Source organism: Undibacterium sp. Ren11W, assembly GCF_049340485.1.
GTDB lineage: Bacteria > Pseudomonadota > Gammaproteobacteria > Burkholderiales > Burkholderiaceae_D > Undibacterium.
In genome coordinates, this window is the sequence record NZ_JBMPPB010000001.1 from 269,323 (window position 1) to 288,309 (window position 18,987).

Sequence of the window (18,987 nt, forward strand, 5' to 3'; positions counted from 1 at the left end):
ATTCGCTAGCAGCCTCATAGTCAGTATCGATACGCTGAATTGTTATTTGCTGGATGTCATTGAATAAAAATATGCCGTTGGATTTTAAAGTTCCGGCTATATTTTTTTAGAAAAGAGAAAATTATGCGTGAAGTAATGAGTAAATATTACGCACAGCGTGCTAATACCTACGAGAGTATTTATCAGAGGCCAGAGCGTCAAAAAGATTTATTGGAAATCGAGCAGCGTGTCAACAGTGCTTTGGAAAATCATAAAGTACTAGAAGTCGCCTGTGGGACGGGGTATTGGACTGAGCGTTTCGCACCCGTTGTGCAGTCTGTGTTAGCCACCGACATCAATCAATCCATGCTTGATGTCGCCGCTGCTAAAGAGTATCCGTTGGATCGGGTTCAATTTGGTTTGGCGGATGTTTTCGCCCTGCCAGCGTCAACGAAAGAGCAATATTCAGCTTGTTTTGCTGGTTTTTTTTGGTCACATGTTAAACGCGAAGAGCAAGCCGATGTGCTTGCGCAATTTAGTCGCGCCGCCGGAAAGGGGAGTTTTCTGGTAATGATAGACAATAACTATGTTGAAGGCAGTAGTACTGTGATCGCTAGAACTGATTTGGCGGGTAATACCCATCAGTTTCGCTTGCAGGAGGATGGTAGTCGGGTGGAGGTGGTTAAGAACTTCCCAACAGATAGTTTTTTGCGTAAAAGAATAGGCCTTGCGGCGAGGGATATCAGGATTTTTAGAAATCAATATTTTTGGATGTTAACTTGTGTCCTTAAGTAATTTTCGACAAAAACTAATAACTTATTTTTTTAGTTTTAATTTTCAAACTTCAAGTTAGATAATTTTTAAGAGGAGTGATCGCATGGATTTGCAAGCATGTACAGAGGCAATTCGCGCCAAAGTAGGAGATCAAAGTAATCTCAATGCCACCTTGAAATTTGATTGTGGTAGCGATGGCGTGGTATTTATTGATGCGCTTTCAACGCCCAATATTGTGAGCAATGAAAATTTAGACGCTGGATGTACAGTAGCAATGTTGTTAGAAGATTTAAGTGCAATGCTTAATGGGGAGCTAACTCCAGTTAATGGCTTTATGGCTGGAAAACTCAAAGTGTCCGGTGATATGAGTGTGGCAATGCGTTTGCAGAATGTCGTTTAAGCCTGATACATCTGAGTTGATGTGGGCTGCTGTTTTTTAGCGAGAAACAAAATATCAAGCATCCGTTACAGTGTTTACTGTCGGATGCTTGATACGGTTTAACTCAGTATTAAGGCAGAGACGCAGCGCCTAACGCAAGTGCAGAAGTACCGTCTGGATAGAGTGCATCAAAGCATCGAGTGCAATTCTCGCAAAAAAGATGTGCACGTTTTACATGTTTATAGCGCAAAATTAAGTCTAATGGAACGTTGTTGCAATAAGGGCAAATCTCTCGCATTTTTCCTGATGGTTGTGCGTCCTCTGAGGCGTAACCCTGTTCCAGCATCTCTCCATCGACAACTTCCCAAGGTGCTAGCTGAATTAAAGTAAAAAGCGTAACACTGCGTTTTCTTCTTTCTGAATATTCTTGATAATTGGATTGTTGTTTGAGCAATTCGGCCGCAACCATTTTGTGACTCCTATTAGTTCACCTCGGTCTTTTAATTTAGACAAAATAATCAAAAAATACAAGGTTAATTATTATCTAAAAAGTACTTTATCTCGTGGTTTTTGATTTGACTTACGTCGCTTTTTAAGCTGCCTTTATTAGACCAATTGATCGGAAGACATTACATGTCGGCAGTGTTGTAGGTCATCGAGGGAAAAATGACAAAAAAAGGAATTTCTGCAAAACTAAGTAGTCAAGGGTGGCAATTCCCAATGTCTGAGGGAGTAACGATCTTAGATGCCGCATTGGATGCAGGTGTGCGTTTGCCTAGCTCGTGCCGCAATGGAAGTTGTCGCACTTGTATGTGCAAGTTGCTTAGTGGTGCGGTGCAATATCAAATTGATTGGCCAGGTTTAAGTCTTGATGAGAAAACAGAGGGCTGGATACTGCCATGTGTTGCTTTTGGATTGAGTGATTTAATATTGGATGTTCCGTATGGGACAAGAATCAGCGTTTAAGAGTTTCGTTTTTCTGAAAGCTGTCTCTCGGTAAACTTCCGACTCTATCTCTAGGTAGTTCGATCATAAAAAGACCCTTTGGCAATTGTGTTTCTGTACAACATACATTGCTATAGGTGTTTTATGGTAAAATCTAAGGTTGAATGAATTCTTAAAATTTTTTCTTAACCCTTTCATTTTATTGGAGTTTTTAGATGGCTATTGAACGCACATTATCTATTATTAAGCCGGATGCAGTTGCAAAAAACGTAATCGGTCAAATCTACAGCCGTTTTGAAGGTGCTGGCTTGAAAATCGTTGCGGCACGTATGATGCATTTGTCACGCGCTGAAGCTGAGGGTTTTTATGCTGTTCACGCTGCGCGTCCTTTCTTTAAGGATTTGGTTGATTTTATGATCTCTGGTCCAGTTATGGTTCAGGCGTTGGAGGGTGAAAATGCAGTTCTTGCACATCGTGATTTGATGGGCGCAACTGATCCTAAGAAAGCTGAAAAAGGCACTATTCGTGCTGATTTTGCTGATTCAATCGATGCAAATGCAGTTCATGGCTCTGATGCTGTTGATGCTGCCGCAGTAGAGATTGCTTACTACTTCCCAGCCTTGAACGTGTATTCACGTTAATTCTGATTGTTTTTGATGAATAAACTTAGGCTTACTTTTTTAGTGGGCCTAAGGTCTGAAAGAAGATGTATATGACGGCTCTTACCAATTTGTTGGATTTGGATCCTGCGCAGCTTATTGCTTATTGTAATGAGTTGGGTGAGAAGCCGTTTCGCGCAAAACAATTGCAGCGCTGGATACATCAATTTGGTGCCAGTAATTTTGAGGATATGACTGATCTTGCGAAGTCTTTGCGTGAGAAGCTTTCTGGGCGCGCCTATGTCGCTGCGCCAGCTATTATTAGTGATCATACTTCCACTGATGGGACTCGTAAGTGGCTACTTGATGTTGGTCAGGGGAATGCTGTTGAAGCAGTTTTTATTCCAGAGGAGCGGCGAGGTACTTTGTGTATTTCAACCCAGGCCGGTTGTGCAGTAAATTGCCGGTTTTGTTCTACTGGTAAGCAAGGTTTTAATCGCAATTTGAGTGTGGGTGAGATTATTGGCCAGCTCTGGATGGCTGAGTTCGAATTGCGTAAAAGCAAAGGCGTTGAGCCTGGTCCAAAAGGTGAGCGCCAGATTACGAATGTCGTAATGATGGGCATGGGTGAGCCGCTGTTGAACTTTGAGCCTACTGTCACTGCATTGCGCCTGATGCTTGATGATAATGCCTATGGCTTGTCGCGTCGACGCGTAACATTGTCAACCAGTGGCGTTGTGCCAATGATAGATAAACTGTCTCAAGAATGCCCGGTTGCGTTAGCTGTTTCATTGCATGCGTCGAATGACGCTTTGCGCGATAGTTTGATCCCGTTGAATAAAAAGCACCCATTGAATGAATTGATGGCTGCTTGTAAGCGCTATTTGGAATTTGCGCCGCGTGATTTTGTGACGTTTGAGTATTGCATGCTTGATGGGGTTAATGATACCGATCAGCACGCTAAAGAGTTGGTGCAATTAGTGAAGAATGTTCCGTGTAAGTTTAATTTAATTCCTTTTAACCCCTTTCCCGAGTCTGGTTTAACGCGCTCCGCAAATCCTCGCATCAAGGCGTTCGCGCAGGTGTTGATGGATGCAGGTGTCGTGACTACTATACGTAAGACTCGTGGCGATGATATTGACGCTGCATGTGGACAGCTCGCTGGTGAAGTGCAAGATAGAACCAAAGTTCAAGAGCGTATGAAAAAAATGGATGAGTATAAGCGCAAATTTGGCGAAAATTTTGGGAAAATTGTGGAGGTCACTCGGTGAATATTGGAGCATTGCAGAGTTGTAAGATGTTGGGGGTTTTGTTTGCTCTAATGTTATCTGCCTGTGTAAGTCAAAAACTTGACGGCGGCCGTAATGATGCTAGCCCGTCGGCTGAGAAAGTTGATACGCAAAATCGCGCCTCCATTCGTATGCAGTTGGCGGTTGGATACTATCAGCAAGGGCTTCATAAGGTTGCTCTTGACGAGATTAAGCATGCCTTGCAATCATCTCCCGATTTAGTTGATGCCTATAGTTTGCGCGCCTTGATATATATGGATACTGGCGAGACGCAGTTGGCCGAAGATAACTTTTTGCACGCACTTAAATTGGCTCCAAATAATTCAGAGTTGGCGAATAATTACGGATGGTTTTTGTGTCAGAGTGGCCGTGAGAGGCAGTCGTTGCCATATTTTGAAAAGGTTATCAAGGATTTGAGCTACCCGACTCCGGCTAAAGTTTTAAATAATGCGGGGGTGTGTAGTCTGAAATTAAAGGATCTGGCTGGCGCGGAGCGTTATTTTATGCAGGGGTTTCGTGAGCAGCCAGATAATCCATCTTTAAATGTTAATCTGGCTAAGGTTTTTTACGATCAAGCTAGTTATGAAAAAGCAAAATTTTATATTGACCGTGTAATTAAGGCGGAAATTATGGCTGCAGATGTCTTGTGGTTGGCAATTAAAATCGAAAATAAGCTATCTGATCAGTTGGCTGTTGCTGGTCTTTCTACTCAGCTAAGGCGTCGTCACCCTAACTCGAAAGAATATGCAATGCTGCAACGAGGAGCTTTTAATGAGTGATAGGGGTGCGAGTCAATCATTGGAGTCAACAGGTTCGTCGGAATCTGGCATGGTTTTTAAACCATCTTTTGCTACTGTTGAAACAGTTGGAAGTTTGCTTTCTGCTGCGAGGCGGCAAAAAGATTTGTCCGTTCAACAAGTGGCAGACCAATTAAAACTATCGCAAAGACAGATATTAGCCCTTGAGTCGAATCAATACGATGCACTGCCTCAAATGGTGATAGTTCGCGGTTTTATTCGGGCCTATGCAAAACTTTTGAAAATTGATGCAGATGCGGTCGTTGCTTTATTGCCCGCTCCTGTTAGTAATGCGCAATTGGAGTCAGCCTTAAAGCCCGCACTTTCAACACCATTTCTTGAGTCTCGTCTCTCCTTGATGGGGCGTCAGGACAATAATCATAAATATTTGTTTGGCGCGGCGTTGTTAGCGGTGTTAGCGCTAGGATTTTTTTTACTGCAAAAATTTGAGCATGCGGAAATTGTGGGCCGACTGTTCTCGTCCGCGTCTAATCAATCGGAAAATGTTGCTAGCGTTAACTTAAACCAGTCGAGTGGCGCGACGCCAATAGTGGCTGCAGATGCTATCCCTATTCAGTCAATTGCGAATGTTCCACCAGCGTCGATGGCAGCTCTTGAAGTGCCGGTCGTTTCAAAAGGGATGCCTGATGGTGTTGGTGCATCGAAGGTGGCGGAGAGTGTCACTGATAAGCAAGTTGTAAACGCGCCCGCGATTATTGAGGAGAGGTCTAGCTCTTCTTTGCCGCTTGCTTCAGCGGACGCAAGCAGTGATGTTTTGAAGTTGAAATTTCGTCAAGATGCATGGATACAGCTTAAGAAGGAAAATGGAAATGTCATTACTTCTCATATGGGTAGAGCTGGTACTGAAGAGGTGTTGATGATAAAAGAACCGTCATTATTAAGAGTTGGGAACGCTGCTGGGGTTGACGCTTTTTTGCGAGGGCGGCCTTTGGAAATGCTACCTCTGAATGGCAGTAATGTAGTTAATTTGAATTTGAAGTGAATAAAGCAAAACTTAAATTATGATGAATTCCGGTTCCTTTAGGCGGCGCAATAGTCGTAGCGCAAAAATAATTTATGGTGACCGTGAAGTTCTGGTCGGCGGCGGTGCACCTATCGTTATTCAGTCAATGACGAATACAGATACTGCAGACGTGATTGGGACTGCGATTCAGATTAAAGAGTTAGCGCGCGCTGGTTCCGAATTGGTCAGAATTACCGTTAATAATGCAGAGTCAGCCGCGGCTGTTCCTGCAATTCGGGAGCAGCTTGATAAGATGAATGTGGATGTGCCACTGGTTGGTGACTTTCATTATAACGGTCATACTTTACTTAAGGACTATCCTGATTGTGCTGCTGCGCTGTCGAAGTACCGCATTAATCCAGGTAACGTAGGACAAGGTGCAAAACGCGATAGTCAGTTCGCGCAGATGATTGATATAGCATGTCGATACGATAAGCCTGTCAGAATCGGTGTTAATTGGGGTAGTTTGGATCAAGCTTTACTGGCACGTATCATGGATGAAAATTCGCAACGTGTTACCCCTTGGTCGGCGCAATCTGTCATGTACGAGGCGCTTATAACGTCCGCAATAGAAAATGCTGTGCGAGCCGAAGAGTTAGGTTTGGCAGCAGATAAAATAATTTTGTCATGTAAGGTTTCTGGTGTTCAGGATTTAATTGCTGTTTATCGGTCATTAGCACAGCGTTGTGAATATCCCTTGCACTTGGGTTTGACCGAGGCTGGAATGGGAAGTAAAGGGATTGTTGCCTCGACTGCTGCGTTGGCGGTGCTTCTGCAGGAAGGTATCGGCGATACAATACGCATTTCTTTAACGCCCGAGCCGGGCGGCGATCGCTGCAAAGAGGTCGTAGTCGGCCAAGAGATATTGCAAACTATGGGCTTGCGGAAATTCACACCTATGGTAATTGCATGTCCTGGATGCGGCCGGACAACGTCAACAGTTTTTCAAGAGCTAGCGGATGATATTCAAACTTATTTGCGCGGTCAAATGCCTGTTTGGAAGTTACAGTACCCAGGCGTTGAATCGATGAATGTTGCGGTGATGGGGTGCATTGTGAATGGCCCAGGTGAGTCGAAGCACGCGAATATAGGCATAAGTTTACCTGGTACTGGCGAGTCGCCAGCGGCACCGGTGTTTATCGATGGTGAAAAGGCGATGACCTTGCGCGGTGAGTCGATAGCAAAAGAGTTTCAGTCGATTGTTTTAGAGTATGTGCGGAGTCATTATTCTCCTTCTGCATCTGTACTTGCAGAAAATCAAATCAGGTAATCAGGAATGTCAGAAAATAAAAAAATCGAAAAAATAACCGGCGTAAAAGGGATGAACGATATCCTGCCAGATGATGCGCCTTTGTGGGAATTGTTTGAAAATACCGTCCAATCTGTTTTGAAAAGCTATGGTTTTCAGCAAATACGAACACCTATAGTTGAGTCCACGCATTTGTTTGCGCGCGGCCTTGGTGCTGTTACCGATATAGTTGAGAAAGAAATGTATTCTTTCGAAGATGCGCTCAACGGTGATAAGTTGACTTTGCGGCCAGAGAATACCGCTGGAATCGTGAGAGCGGCGTTGGAACATAATCTTACTTATGACGGCCCGAAGCGCGTTTGGTATAACGGCCCCATGTTTCGCCACGAGAAGCCACAACGTGGGCGTTATCGTCAATTTCATCAGGTGGGTGCTGAAGCATTAGGCTTTAGTGGGCCAGATATTGATGCTGAGCTGATCGTCATGTGTCAGCGATTGTGGGATGACTTGGGTTTGCAAAATATTCGATTGGAACTCAATTCGATTGGCGATGCTCCTGAAAGAAATCTACACCGCGCAGATTTGATTGCGTATTTTGAGTCCCACAGCGAATTGCTTGATGCTGAAGCTCAACGTCGCTTATATAGCAATCCATTGCGCATCTTGGACACTAAGAATCCAGCTATGCAGTCGATGGTTAACGCCGCACCTAAATTATTTGATTATCTTGGTGAAGAATCTAAGTCTCATTTCGAGGGAGTTCAAAAAATTCTTCGCGATAATAGTATTCCATTCTCGATCAATACTCGCTTGGTACGCGGTATGGATTATTACAACCGTACCGTGTTTGAATGGGTGACCGACGAATTGGGTTCTCAGGGTACGGTCTGCGGTGGTGGGCGTTACGATTCGTTATTCTCTATATTTGGTGGAAAGGCAACGCCAGCCTGCGGTTTTGCTATGGGTATTGAGCGATTGTTGGAGTTAATGAAAGCGTCCGGGGAGGCTCATAATCCTGCTCAGTGTGATGTGTATTTGGTGCATCAGGGTGAAAAGGGTAGGGCGCAGTCTTTCGTCTTAGGTGAGCGTTTGCGGGATGCCGGCCTCGATGTTGTGTTACATTGCGCATCGGCTACAGGTACGGGAAGCTTTAAGTCTCAAATGAAAAAGGCAGATGTCAGTGGTGCTGCATACGCAGTGATAATTGGCGATGATGAGGCAAATAGCGACGCGGTAACAATTAAGGCTCTGCGAGGCGACGATGTAAGTGGCAATCAGGTCAATGTGCCATTTTCCTCTGCAGTTGATTATCTGGTTGATCAGATGACAGGTGCGCTTGAAACGGATGCCTGTTGCGACGATCCTAATCACATTCATATTCATCACTAAAATTAAAAATTATGGCATACGATCTCGAAGAGCAAGAACAATTAGATACCCTTAAAGCATGGTGGAAGCAGTACGGTAATTTGGTGACTTGGCTGTTAATAGTTGCCTTGTCGTCTTACGCTGCGTGGACTGCTTGGAATACTTTCCAGCGCAATCAATCTACGCAGGCGTCCCAACTTTATGATGAGTTGCAAAAATCAACTACTGCTAAAGATAATGCGAAGGTGCAGCGCGCGACCAGTGACTTGCTAGAAAAGTTCCCTCGCACTGCATATGCGCCTATGGCTGCATTAAGTGCTGCGAAGAGTGCATATGATGCGAACGATTTGACTAGTTCTAAGACTCAATTGCGTTGGGTTGTGGATCATAGTGGCGTTGATGAGTATAAATTTTTGGCGAAAATTCGCTTGGCAGGAATTGCTTTGGACGAAAAATCCTATGATGAAGGCTTATCTTTGTTGACCGTAGAATTTCCATCTGAGTTTGCAGCGCTTGCGGCAGATTTGAAGGGGGATATATTTTTTGCTCAAGGGAAAATTGCAGACGCGCGCGCAGCCTATCAGTTAGCTTTATCTAAGCAAAAAGACAAAAATCCAGGTCGCCAATTGACGCAAATTAAGTTGGACGCAATTGGCGGTGCAGTTGATGGTGTTGCAAGTCTAGCCGTACTTAAATAAATCGGAGTTTTGCATGCAAATTTTTAGTAAGTCGTTCGCGGTAGCTTTGCTGCTTAATTTGGCTGCTTGCTCTTCCCTGTCCTCTCTCAATCCGTTTTCAAAAACGGATGTGAAAAATGCGCCAGCTACGTTGCTTGAGTTTAAGCAGACGATGAACCTTAAGTCGATTTGGACCGCATCAATTGGGACAAGTGGGTCTTTTGCATTTTCTCCGGTGCAAATAGGTTCGAATATCATTGCTATGGCGGTTGATGGCAGCATCGTTAAATTAGATAGTAGCAGTGGTAAAACGGTCTGGCGTATCAACGCTGGTATGCCTTTGACGGCGGGAGTCGGTGCCAATTCAACGACTATAGCTGTGGCGGGAGAAAAAGGTTTTTTACTCGCATTTGACCTCGATGGAAAATTGCGCTGGAAGGTGCAAGCGTCGAGTGAAATATTAACGGCCCCTGTAATTGGTCAAGGTTTGGTTCTTGTGCGCAGTATTGATAATCGTGTTGCTGCATATGATGTAGAAACCGGAATTCGAAATTGGGCCGTAAATCGTCCTTTGCCAGCACTCACTTTGCGTGCTGCCTCTGGTATTGCGATGACGAGTGAATTGGCGATTGTTGCTTTGCCAGGCGGCAAATTGGTCGCTTTATCCTTGAATAATGGTGGTTTGCGATGGGAAGCGTCGGTCGCAGACCCGAAGGGTGCTACTGAATTAGAGCGGATTGCGGATGTACTTGGTACTCCTGTGGTCGTTGGGCAAGTGGTTTGTTCCGCAGCCTATCAAGGGCGAGTTAGTTGTTTTGATTTGGGATCTGGTGCCGTACGCTGGACTAAAAACATTTCAAGTGAAGTCGGTGTCAGCGTCGATGAACGCTTTGTTTTTGCGGTTGATAATGGGGGGGCAGTTTCTGCCTATTCTCGCGCCGCTGGCTCTAGTGTTTGGCGCAATGACAAATTGGCAAATAGGAAAGTGTCAGCTCCTGCTTCTTTTGGCCGTGCTGTTGCAGTTGGTGATGCGTTCGGTTTTCTCCATTTTCTTTCTAGAGAGGATGGCTCTTTCATCGGTAGAGTTAGCACCGATGGTAGTCAAATTCTTGCGACCCCTTTGGTGGTCGATTCGAGTTTGATCGTACAAACTAAATCAGGGACAGTGGTTGCTTTTGCGACCGAGTAATGAAATGAAGCCGGTAATAGCACTTATAGGTCGACCTAATGTCGGCAAATCCACATTGTTTAATCGGCTTACGCGCTCTCGCGACGCATTAGTTGCAGATCTTCCTGGTTTAACCAGGGATAGACATTATGGCGAAGGCCGAGTTGGCGATCGTCCATTTTTGGTAATTGATACTGGTGGTTTCGAGCCAGTAGCCAAAGATGGAATTATGTATGAAATGGCGAAGCAAACAAAGCAAGCAGTCGCGGAGGCAGATGTCGTTATTTTTTTAGTTGACGGTCGCCAGGGTTTGACCCCTCACGATAAAACAATTACAGATTTCCTGCGCAAGTCAGGACGCTCGGTGATGTTGGTCGTGAATAAAGCTGAAGGTATGCGCTATACCTCGGTTACTGCAGATTTTTATGAATTGGGCTTGGGTGATCCTTATGTGATCTCTTCCGCACACGGTGACGGCGTAACCGATTTGGTTGAGGAGGCTCTCAACATTGCATTTGCGCAGCGTCCGCCAGAAGTGGAAGAGCCAGTTGATGCTGTAAGAGGGATTAAGATAGCTATTGTTGGTCGCCCTAACGTTGGTAAATCAACCTTGGTGAATACTTTACTAGGTGAAGAGCGAGTCATCGCGTTTGATATGCCGGGCACGACAAGAGATTCTATTGAGATTCCTTTTGAGCGGGACGGTAAACATTACACCTTGATCGACACGGCCGGTATTCGCCGCCGTGGAAAGGTGTTTGAGGCGATAGAAAAATTCTCTGTAGTGAAGACTTTGCAATCAGTATCAGAGGCAAACGTTGTTTTGCTATTGTTAGATGCCCAGCAAGACATCTCTGAGCAGGATGCGCATATTGCAGGTTTTATTCTTGAGTCAGGGCGAGCACTGGTCGTTGGCGTGAATAAATGGGATGGTTTGCAAAGTGATCGTCGTGATGAAATTAAAGTCGATATCGAACGTAAGTTGAATTTTTTAACATTCGCTAAATTTCATTTTGTTTCGGCGCTAAAGTCGTCTGGTATTGATCCCATGATGAAGTCAATTGATGCTGCTTATGCTGCTGCAATGGCAAACCTTTCGACGCCAAAATTGACGCGTGCTTTAATAGAGGCCGTTGAACATCAGCAGCCTAAACGTAAAGGTTCAATTCGACCTAAATTACGTTATGCTCATCAGGGCGGGCAAAATCCACCGATCATCGTTATTCACGGTAATGCCTTAGACTCTATTGGCGACGTCTATAAACGTTATCTCGAAAAACACTTCCGGGAAACGTTTTCGCTTGTTGGAACACCGTTGCGCATAGAAATGCGATCAGGGAAGAACCCTTTCGCAAAGGTGGAAAAATAGTCGTTTTGAAGTATAAATCTAGTAAATAAAAATAGATTATTTTGTATCGTAGTCATCGTTCGGCGCACTTGAGATTTATTAAAGTGCCCCCAACTCCTGAACACAACAACACACTGGAGCTGTTATGAGTAATAAAGGGCAACTGTTACAAGACCCGTTCTTAAATGCATTACGCAAAGAACACATCCCCGTATCAATTTACCTTGTGAACGGTATTAAATTACAAGGTCATATTGAATCTTTTGATCAGTATGTTGTGCTATTGCGCAATACTGTTACTCAAATGGTCTACAAACATGCGATTTCCACTGTCGTGCCAGCGCGAGCAGTGAGTATTAATACTGAAGCAGATCCTGAGTAGTATTTACTGGAATATATCCTTTGAGCAAAAGCATTTCAACGCGGGCGATTTTGGTTGGTGTCGATTTCGGTAAGGGAGATTTTGAAGCGAGTTTAGATGAACTTTCATTGCTTTCGAAGTCGGCTGGTGCAGAGCCTGTCGTAACCATTACTTGCAAACGTTCTAGTCCTGATGCTGCACTATTTGTCGGATCAGGAAAGGCCGATGAAATTGCACATGCGGTTACTGACGTTGGGTCGGATATTGTGATTTTTAATCACGCTTTATCGCCAGCACAACAACGAAATCTTGAGCGGCATCTTAAAGTGCGTGTGGTTGATAGAACGAGTTTAATTCTGGATATCTTCGCTCAGCGCGCTCACAGCCATGAAGGTAAAGTGCAGGTTGAATTGGCTCAATTGCAGCATTTGGCTACGCGACTGATACGCGGTTGGACGCATCTGGAGCGGCAAAAAGGTGGCATTGGTTTGCGTGGTCCTGGTGAGACGCAGCTTGAAACCGATCGACGTTTGTTGGGTGAGCGTGTAAAGGCGCTTAAGGCGAAGATGGAGAAGTTGCATAAACAGCGAGAGACACAACGCCGTTCCAGAGGTCGAAGTCATACTTTCTCGGTTTCCTTAGTGGGTTACACCAACGCCGGTAAGTCAACCCTGTTTAATTCGCTTACCAAGGCCAGTGCATACGCCGCAGATCAACTATTTGCTACCTTGGATACGACCTCTCGTCGTTTGTATCTTGGGGATGTTGGAAGTGTCGTTATTTCCGATACGGTTGGCTTTATTCGTGAGTTGCCACATCAACTGGTCGCTGCTTTTCGTGCCACCTTGGAAGAGACGATTCATGCCGATTTGTTGATACACGTTGTTGACGCCAGTAGTCCAGTTCGTTTGGATCAGATACTGCAAGTTAATCATGTCTTAAAGGAAATTGGTGCCGATCATATTCCGCAATTGTTGGTCTGGAATAAAATTGATTTGGCATCCCAGGATCCAGGATTCGAGATTGGTGAATATGATAAAATCGACAGGATTTTTCTAAGTGCTCGTACAGGGGCTGGAATGGAACATTTGCGTCATGCAGTTGCCGAATATGCGAAACTTGAGGCAATAAAACGCAGCGTACCAGTAGTAAATGTCGAGTTGAATGACGCACGTTTTAATTGAGCTTATTTATAGTTCAAACCACTATTTAATTGGATAACGACAGAATGCTTGTTTCACTTCTAAAAAGAATTGGATTGACGATGTCACTAAATGACCCGCAATGGGGGCGTGGCTCGCAGAACAATAATCAGGACGGAAAAAAACCTAATAACGGTCCGCCAGATCTTGACCAATTATGGCGCGATTTTAATCAGCGCATTAGTCAATTGCTGGGAGGTAAGGGTAGCGGTGACGGCGGTGGAAATGGCGGATTTTCGCCAGATCTCGCTGGTGCGAAAATTGGCGTTGCCATCATCATCGTGGTGGTTGTTTTTCTTTGGACTGTTAGTGGTTTTTTTATTGTTCAGGAAGGCCAAACGGCAGTCATAACAACCTTTGGGAAATACAGCCACTCAACCACTGCCGGCTTTAATTGGCGTTGGCCCGCACCAATCCAAGGCCATGAAATTGTTAACGTTTCACAAGTGAGAACGGTGGAAGTTGGTTACCGTTCAAATGTCAAAAACAAGCAGCCAAAAGAAGCCTTAATGTTGACTGACGATGAAAATATTATCGACATTCAGTTTGCGGTACAGTACAAGCTAAAGGATGCGGCGCAATGGCTTTACAATAATCGAGATCAAGAAGAGATGATACGACAAGTCGCTGAGACGGCAATTCGTGAGATTGTTGGCCGTAGTAAGATGGACTTTGTACTTTATGAAGGTCGTGAGAAGGTTGCGTTGGACGTGAACAGTCTCATGCAACAGGTTCTGGAGCGCTATAAGGCTGGCGTGCAAATCACAAATGTCACTATGCAAGGTGTGCAGCCTCCTGAACAGGTGCAGGCGGCATTTGATGATGCGGTGAAGGCTGGTCAGGATAAAGAACGCCAGAAAAATGAAGGTCAAGCATATGCAAATGATGTGATTCCTAAGGCCAGGGGGGAAGCGTCACGTTTGCTGCAAGAATCCGAGGCATACAAGGCAAAAATTGTTGCTAATTCTGAGGGTAACGCAGGACGGTTTAAGCAAGTGCTAAGCGAGTATCAAAAAGCCCCATCTGTCACGCGAGATCGCATGTATTTGGAGACGATGCAACAAATTTTCTCTAATACCACTAAGCTGATGCTTGATACAAAAAATAATAACAATATGATTTATTTGCCTTTGGATAAATTAATTGCTCAATCAGATTCGTCAACTGTAGCGAAGCCTGCAGTTGTAACGCCCGCCAGCATCTCTACGGAACAAGTACCGACAGTGGAGATGCGTTTTAGTAAAGATGGACGAGCACGCGATGTTAGAGATTCACGTGATAGAGAGGTACGATAATGAATAAGTTTTCTTCCTCTATGATTGGGCTGGCCTTGGTATTGTTGGTCTTGTCATCGACGATATTTGTTGTAGATCAGCGCTCCCATGCGATCGTGTTTGCTTTGGGTGAGGTGAAGTCTGTGATCAGCGAGCCGGGACTTCATTTTAAACTGCCTCCGCCATTTCAAAATGTCATGTTTTTGGATAAAAGAATCCTGACAATTGAGTCACCAGAAGCTGATAGGTTTATCACTGCTGAGAAAAAGAATATTTTGGTGGATACCTACGTGAAATGGCATATCGTTGCGCCAAAATTGTATTTCGTCAGCTTTGGTGGTGATGAAGGGCGTGCTCGGGATCGATTGTCACAAATCGTCAAGGCAGCTTTGAACGATGAGATTACCAAGCGCACTGTGCGCGATGTTATCTCGGGTGAGCGTGATAAGGTAATGCAGGCGATTCGTAGCAAAGTTACCGAAGAAGCGAAACAGATAGGCGTTGAAATAGTTGATGTGAGACTAAAACGGGTTGATTACGTAGAGCAAATTAATAACTCGGTTTACGATCGGATGAAATCGGAGCGCAGTCGGGTTGCGAATGAATTGCGTTCTACTGGTTTTGCTGATTCCGAAAAAATTCGAGCGGACGCTGACAAACAGCGCGTCGTTATTCTTGCTGAAGCCTATAGAGAGGCCGAACAAACTAGAGGTGCTGGTGATGCGCAAGCTTCCCAGATTTATGCGCAAGCGTTCGGACAGAACCCAGAGTTTTATAAATTTTACCGTAGTCTAGAGGCTTATCGATCAAGTTTTAAGACTAGGAATGATGTTTTGGTGGTGGATCCAAATTCTGAATTTTTTAAATACTTCAAGAGTCCAGGTGCAAGCAGTTCAGTAGCGGCTCCTAACAAGGCAAAATAGCACCCAAGCATTTAAGTAGTAAAAACGTAGGCAGACTGCAAGCCATTTGGATTGCAGTCTGCCTACGTTTGTCCGGTTTTGCGTGGGCATCTATTTTAATTTTTTAACTGTCTTTTTGAATCTAATCTCATGCCGAATTGGCTTTTACCCGAAAATATAGCGGATGTCTTGCCTTCTGAGGCAAGGAAGATCGAGGAGTTACGTCGCCTTATACTTGATAACTTTAGACTTTATGGTTATGAGTTGGTGATGCCACCGCTACTTGAGTACATAGAGTCCCTATTGACTGGCGCTGGGCAGGATCTTGATTTGCGCACGTTTAAATTGGTTGATCAATTGTCTGGCCGTACCATGGGTATACGCGCCGATATGACGACTCAAGTTGCCAGGATTGATGCGCATCTACTTAATCGCTCGTCCGTAACCCGTCTTTGCTACGCCGGGAGTGTTCTCCAAACGCGACCGTCAGGATTACACGCTACCCGTGAGCCTATACAAATCGGTGCTGAGATCTACGGGCATGGCGGTTTGGAGGCTGATGCGGAAATTCAGGAGTTAGTTCTTGCGACGCTCGCAATCGCGAATATTTCGGAAGTTAGTCTAGATTTATGCCATGTTGGGGTGTTGCGCGCACTGTTAGAAAGTGACGATTTGGCAAAAAAACACGAAGCCCAACTATTTTCTCTGCTTGAAGCTAAAGATTTGCCTGCACTGGATTTGATTACACGGGATTTTTCGCCTGTAGTGAGGCAAGCCTTACTCGATCTGCCGAATCTTTATGGCGATGCTTCGGTGATTCAAAGGGCGCGCGATCTGCTTCCAAAATTACGTGGGATTAGCGCTGCACTTGATGAGCTGGAGTCTTTGGTAAAACTGGCGCTTAATGCGAGTGTATCTATAGATCTTGCTGATTTACGCGGGTATCATTACCACAGTGGGGTTATGTTTAGCGTTTTTGTTCCAGGATTGCCAAATGCAGTTGCTCGTGGAGGTCGCTATGATCATGTTGGGGAGGCCTTTGGACGCGCTAGACCCGCCACTGGATTCTCGTTGGACTTGAGGGAATTGGCTAGATTAATGCCTTTAGCAGAGCGAAAAAATGCTATTTTTGCACCTTGGAGTCAAGACGCTAAGCTAAGAGAAAAAATTTACGAGTTGCGCCAGGCAGGCGAAGTGGTTATTCAAAATTTGCCAGGCCATGAGAGCGAACAGGACGAATTTGACTGCAATAGGGCAGTCGTTTTTGATGATGGTCAGTGGATTCTTAATAATGTAGGTTAAGTGATGTTACAAAATAAAATTGCAAAAAATGTCGTTGTGATCGGAACGCAATGGGGCGACGAGGGTAAGGGTAAGATCGTCGATTGGTTGACTGATCACGCGCAAGCTGTGGTGCGTTTCCAAGGTGGTCATAATGCCGGGCATACTCTTGTGATTGGCGGTCAGAAAACTGCGTTGCAATTGATTCCGTCTGGAATTATGCGAGCAGGGACTGCATGCTACATCGGAAATGGTGTTGTGTTGTCTGTGCCTGATTTGTTGCGTGAAATTGATAAGTTGCAGGCCAATGGGGTTGAGGTTGCTTCTCGCCTGAAAATTTCTGAGGCTTGCCCGATTATTCTTCCGTACCACACTGCTTTGGATGCCGCGCGCGAAGTCGCCCGTGGCGCTGCAAAAATTGGTACAACTGGTAAGGGTATCGGTCCGGCATACGAGGATAAAGTTGCCCGCCGCGCTATTCGCGTTGCTGACCTGTTGAATCCTGTTCGTTTTGCCGAGAAGCTTAAGGAAAATCTTGATTTTCATAATTTTGTTCTTACAAATTATTTCAATGCGCCGGCAGTCGATTATCAGAAAACATTGGATGATGCTCTTGCAAATGTTGAGCGCATTCGCCCGATGGTTGCCGACGTATCTAGTGCTTTGTATGCGGCACATAAAAATGGTGCAAGTCTATTGTTTGAAGGTGCGCAAGGAAGTCTGCTCGACGTCGATCATGGTACCTATCCTTTCGTGACATCGAGTAATTGCGTGGCCGGCAATGCGGCGGCAGGTACCGGTGTTGGGCCTAACATGTTGCATTACATCTTGGGCATTACTAAGGCATACACTACACGCGTCGGTTCGGGGCCATTTCCATCTGAGTTAACTACCGATGAAGGTGTCGGTAAACATTTATCTAGCGTCGGGCATGAGTTCGGTACGGTTACGGGACGAGCGCGCCGTTGTGGTTGGTTTGATGCGGCCTTGCTGAAGCGTTCGGTCCAGATTAATGGTGTTTCAGGTATGTGCTTGACCAAGTTGGATGTCCTTGACGGTCTCGCGACGTTGAAACTATGTACCGGTTATACGATAGATGGTAAATCTGTAGATATTTTCCCAGTTGGTGCGGAAGAGGCTGCGCGCTGCGTCCCAGTGTATGAGGAAATGCCGGGTTGGAGCGAAAGCACGGTTGGAGCACAAACATTGGATGCATTACCTATCAATGCGCGGAATTATATTAAACGTATTGAGGAAATGGTTGGCGTGCCGGTGGATATGGTTTCAACAGGCCCAGACCGCGAAGAAACCATCGTTTTACGTCACCCTTTCATGTAATTAAGTTTGAGAAAAATAGAAATGAATACACCAACATCTACAGAAAAAGACCTTTGGGTTTCTTGGGATGCGTATCATCGCTCAGTGGAGCAGCTGGCATTAAAAGTACATGAGTCTGGCTGGAAATTTGATCAGGTATTGTGTCTTGCTCGTGGCGGCTTGCGCCCAGGCGATATTTTTTCACGTATTTTTGATGTGCCTTTGGCGATTTTGTCGACCAGTTCGTATCGGGAGGAATCCGGGACTTTGCAGGGCGCACTTGATATAGGCAAGTATATATCTATGACCAAAGGTAGTTTGCAAGGACGAGTTTTGGTGGTTGACGATTTGGTTGACTCCGGAATTACCCTGGAGAAAGTGCTGCATCACCTGCGAGAAAATTTCCCGTCCGTTACGGAGGTGAAGTCTGCTGTTATTTGGTGTAAAGCTTGCTCGTCGATACGTCCCGATTTCTATCTCGATTATCTGGAGAGCAATCCGTGGATACATCAACCATTTGAAGAGTACGATAGTCTTCGGCCGCATCAACTTAGTGCCTGGTTGAAAAAAGGCGAAAGTTAATATCTAAAAAATGGAAACAAATAATTTTGTTTCCATTTTTTTTAATTCAATTTTGAATGTGGGTTTTGACGGAGGGGGAGGGTATGCATTTGCAAATGCAATCATGAACTTGAAATGAAAAAGCCCGTTGACGTATCAACGGGCTTTTAAAATTGCTGGTGCCCACGGAGGGACTCGAACCCCCACACCCGAAGGCACATGGACCTGAACCATGCGCGTCTACCAATTCCGCCACGTGGGCAGCGAAGGCAAAATTATATAGTATTAGCCATGACTATGGCAATTAAATGACGGAACGGAATTTTAATGTTGAATCTGTAAGTGGTTTGGAAGCGCATCGGAAATGAAAAAACCCGCTGACGTATCAACGGGTTTTTAAAATTGCTGGTGCCCACGGAGGGACTCGAACCCCCACACCCGAAGGCACATGGACCTGAACCATGCGCGTCTACCAATTCCGCCACGTGGGCAA

General features: G+C 45.1%; 20 protein-coding genes and 2 tRNA genes. 19 read left to right on the forward strand and 3 right to left on the reverse strand.

Going from position 1 to position 18,987, the window contains the following annotated elements:
- The first annotated feature begins 123 nt into the window (after positions 1-123).
- Both ACO0K8_RS01215 and ACO0K8_RS01220 read left to right on the forward strand, forming a co-directional pair.
- Entirely contained in the window at positions 124-774 is a 651-nt protein-coding gene (locus ACO0K8_RS01215; protein WP_422944802.1) for a class I SAM-dependent methyltransferase, read from the forward strand.
- Between the two features lie 82 nt (positions 775-856).
- Positions 857-1,153, forward strand: coding sequence for an SCP2 sterol-binding domain-containing protein (locus ACO0K8_RS01220; RefSeq protein ID WP_422944803.1), 297 nt, complete (start codon positions 857-859; stop codon positions 1,151-1,153).
- Between the two features lie 109 nt (positions 1,154-1,262).
- On the opposite strand, the gene ACO0K8_RS01225 is transcribed toward ACO0K8_RS01220, so the two are convergent.
- A complete protein-coding gene (locus ACO0K8_RS01225; protein ID WP_422944804.1) occupies positions 1,263-1,601 on the reverse strand; it encodes a hypothetical protein in 339 nt (112 codons plus the stop codon).
- A gap of 197 nt (positions 1,602-1,798) precedes the next feature.
- Here ACO0K8_RS01225 and ACO0K8_RS01230 point away from each other — a divergent pair, with 197 nt between their 5' ends.
- From ACO0K8_RS01230 to ACO0K8_RS01310, 17 genes are all read left to right on the forward strand, one after another.
- Positions 1,799-2,098 carry a 2Fe-2S iron-sulfur cluster-binding protein gene (locus ACO0K8_RS01230; protein WP_422944805.1) on the forward strand — a complete coding sequence of 100 codons (300 nt, stop codon included), beginning with the start codon at positions 1,799-1,801 and terminating at the stop codon, positions 2,096-2,098.
- Between the two features lie 194 nt (positions 2,099-2,292).
- Positions 2,293-2,718, forward strand: coding sequence for a nucleoside-diphosphate kinase (gene ndk, locus ACO0K8_RS01235; RefSeq protein WP_422944806.1), 426 nt, complete (start codon positions 2,293-2,295; stop codon positions 2,716-2,718).
- 71 nt (positions 2,719-2,789) lie between these two features.
- The gene (gene rlmN, locus ACO0K8_RS01240) at positions 2,790-3,947 is read left to right on the forward strand and encodes a 23S rRNA (adenine(2503)-C(2))-methyltransferase RlmN (protein ID WP_422944807.1); all 1,158 of its coding nucleotides are present in this window, start codon (positions 2,790-2,792) and stop codon (positions 3,945-3,947) included.
- Positions 3,944-4,744: a type IV pilus biogenesis/stability protein PilW gene (pilW, locus tag ACO0K8_RS01245; protein WP_422944808.1), complete on the forward strand. Its 801-nt coding sequence runs from the start codon at positions 3,944-3,946 to the stop codon at positions 4,742-4,744. The genes rlmN and pilW overlap by 4 nt, the downstream gene beginning before the upstream one ends.
- Positions 4,737-5,765, forward strand: a complete 1,029-nt coding sequence (locus ACO0K8_RS01250) for a helix-turn-helix domain-containing protein (protein ID WP_422944809.1) — start codon at positions 4,737-4,739, stop codon at positions 5,763-5,765. Before pilW ends, ACO0K8_RS01250 begins: the two co-directional genes overlap by 8 nt.
- A gap of 19 nt (positions 5,766-5,784) precedes the next feature.
- Positions 5,785-7,056 carry a flavodoxin-dependent (E)-4-hydroxy-3-methylbut-2-enyl-diphosphate synthase gene (ispG, locus tag ACO0K8_RS01255; RefSeq protein WP_422944810.1) on the forward strand — a complete coding sequence of 424 codons (1,272 nt, stop codon included), beginning with the start codon at positions 5,785-5,787 and terminating at the stop codon, positions 7,054-7,056.
- A gap of 6 nt (positions 7,057-7,062) precedes the next feature.
- Positions 7,063-8,424 carry a histidine--tRNA ligase gene (hisS, locus tag ACO0K8_RS01260; protein WP_422944811.1) on the forward strand — a complete coding sequence of 454 codons (1,362 nt, stop codon included), beginning with the start codon at positions 7,063-7,065 and terminating at the stop codon, positions 8,422-8,424.
- 11 nt (positions 8,425-8,435) lie between these two features.
- Complete coding sequence (locus ACO0K8_RS01265; RefSeq protein WP_422944812.1) at positions 8,436-9,101, forward strand: YfgM family protein; 666 nt, start codon at positions 8,436-8,438, stop codon at positions 9,099-9,101.
- Between the two features lie 13 nt (positions 9,102-9,114).
- Positions 9,115-10,269: an outer membrane protein assembly factor BamB gene (gene bamB / locus ACO0K8_RS01270; protein ID WP_422944813.1), complete on the forward strand. Its 1,155-nt coding sequence runs from the start codon at positions 9,115-9,117 to the stop codon at positions 10,267-10,269.
- A gap of 4 nt (positions 10,270-10,273) precedes the next feature.
- Positions 10,274-11,617 (forward strand): ribosome biogenesis GTPase Der, encoded by a 1,344-nt coding sequence (gene der, locus ACO0K8_RS01275; protein ID WP_422944814.1) that lies wholly within the window; start codon positions 10,274-10,276, stop codon positions 11,615-11,617.
- 124 nt (positions 11,618-11,741) lie between these two features.
- Complete coding sequence (hfq, locus tag ACO0K8_RS01280) at positions 11,742-11,978, forward strand: RNA chaperone Hfq (protein ID WP_422944815.1); 237 nt, start codon at positions 11,742-11,744, stop codon at positions 11,976-11,978.
- A 20-nt stretch (positions 11,979-11,998) separates the two neighbouring features.
- Positions 11,999-13,141, forward strand: coding sequence for a GTPase HflX (hflX, locus tag ACO0K8_RS01285; protein ID WP_422944816.1), 1,143 nt, complete (start codon positions 11,999-12,001; stop codon positions 13,139-13,141).
- A gap of 44 nt (positions 13,142-13,185) precedes the next feature.
- The gene (hflK, locus tag ACO0K8_RS01290) at positions 13,186-14,454 is read left to right on the forward strand and encodes an FtsH protease activity modulator HflK (protein WP_422944817.1); all 1,269 of its coding nucleotides are present in this window, start codon (positions 13,186-13,188) and stop codon (positions 14,452-14,454) included.
- A complete protein-coding gene (gene hflC / locus ACO0K8_RS01295; RefSeq protein ID WP_422944818.1) occupies positions 14,454-15,356 on the forward strand; it encodes a protease modulator HflC in 903 nt (300 codons plus the stop codon). Before hflK ends, hflC begins: the two co-directional genes overlap by 1 nt.
- Before the next feature lie 129 nt (positions 15,357-15,485).
- Complete coding sequence (locus ACO0K8_RS01300) at positions 15,486-16,637, forward strand: ATP phosphoribosyltransferase regulatory subunit (protein ID WP_422944819.1); 1,152 nt, start codon at positions 15,486-15,488, stop codon at positions 16,635-16,637.
- 3 nt (positions 16,638-16,640) lie between these two features.
- A complete protein-coding gene (locus tag ACO0K8_RS01305) occupies positions 16,641-17,954 on the forward strand; it encodes an adenylosuccinate synthase (protein WP_422944820.1) in 1,314 nt (437 codons plus the stop codon).
- 21 nt (positions 17,955-17,975) lie between these two features.
- Positions 17,976-18,515, forward strand: a complete 540-nt coding sequence (locus ACO0K8_RS01310) for a phosphoribosyltransferase (protein ID WP_422944821.1) — start codon at positions 17,976-17,978, stop codon at positions 18,513-18,515.
- Positions 18,516-18,671: 156 nt separating this feature from the next.
- Here the strand turns inward: ACO0K8_RS01310 and ACO0K8_RS01315 are convergent.
- Both ACO0K8_RS01315 and ACO0K8_RS01320 read right to left on the reverse strand, forming a co-directional pair.
- Positions 18,672-18,756 (reverse strand) — tRNA-Leu (locus ACO0K8_RS01315).
- A 144-nt stretch (positions 18,757-18,900) separates the two neighbouring features.
- A tRNA-Leu gene (locus ACO0K8_RS01320) sits at positions 18,901-18,985 on the reverse strand.
- Between the last annotated feature and the right edge of the window lie 2 nt (positions 18,986-18,987).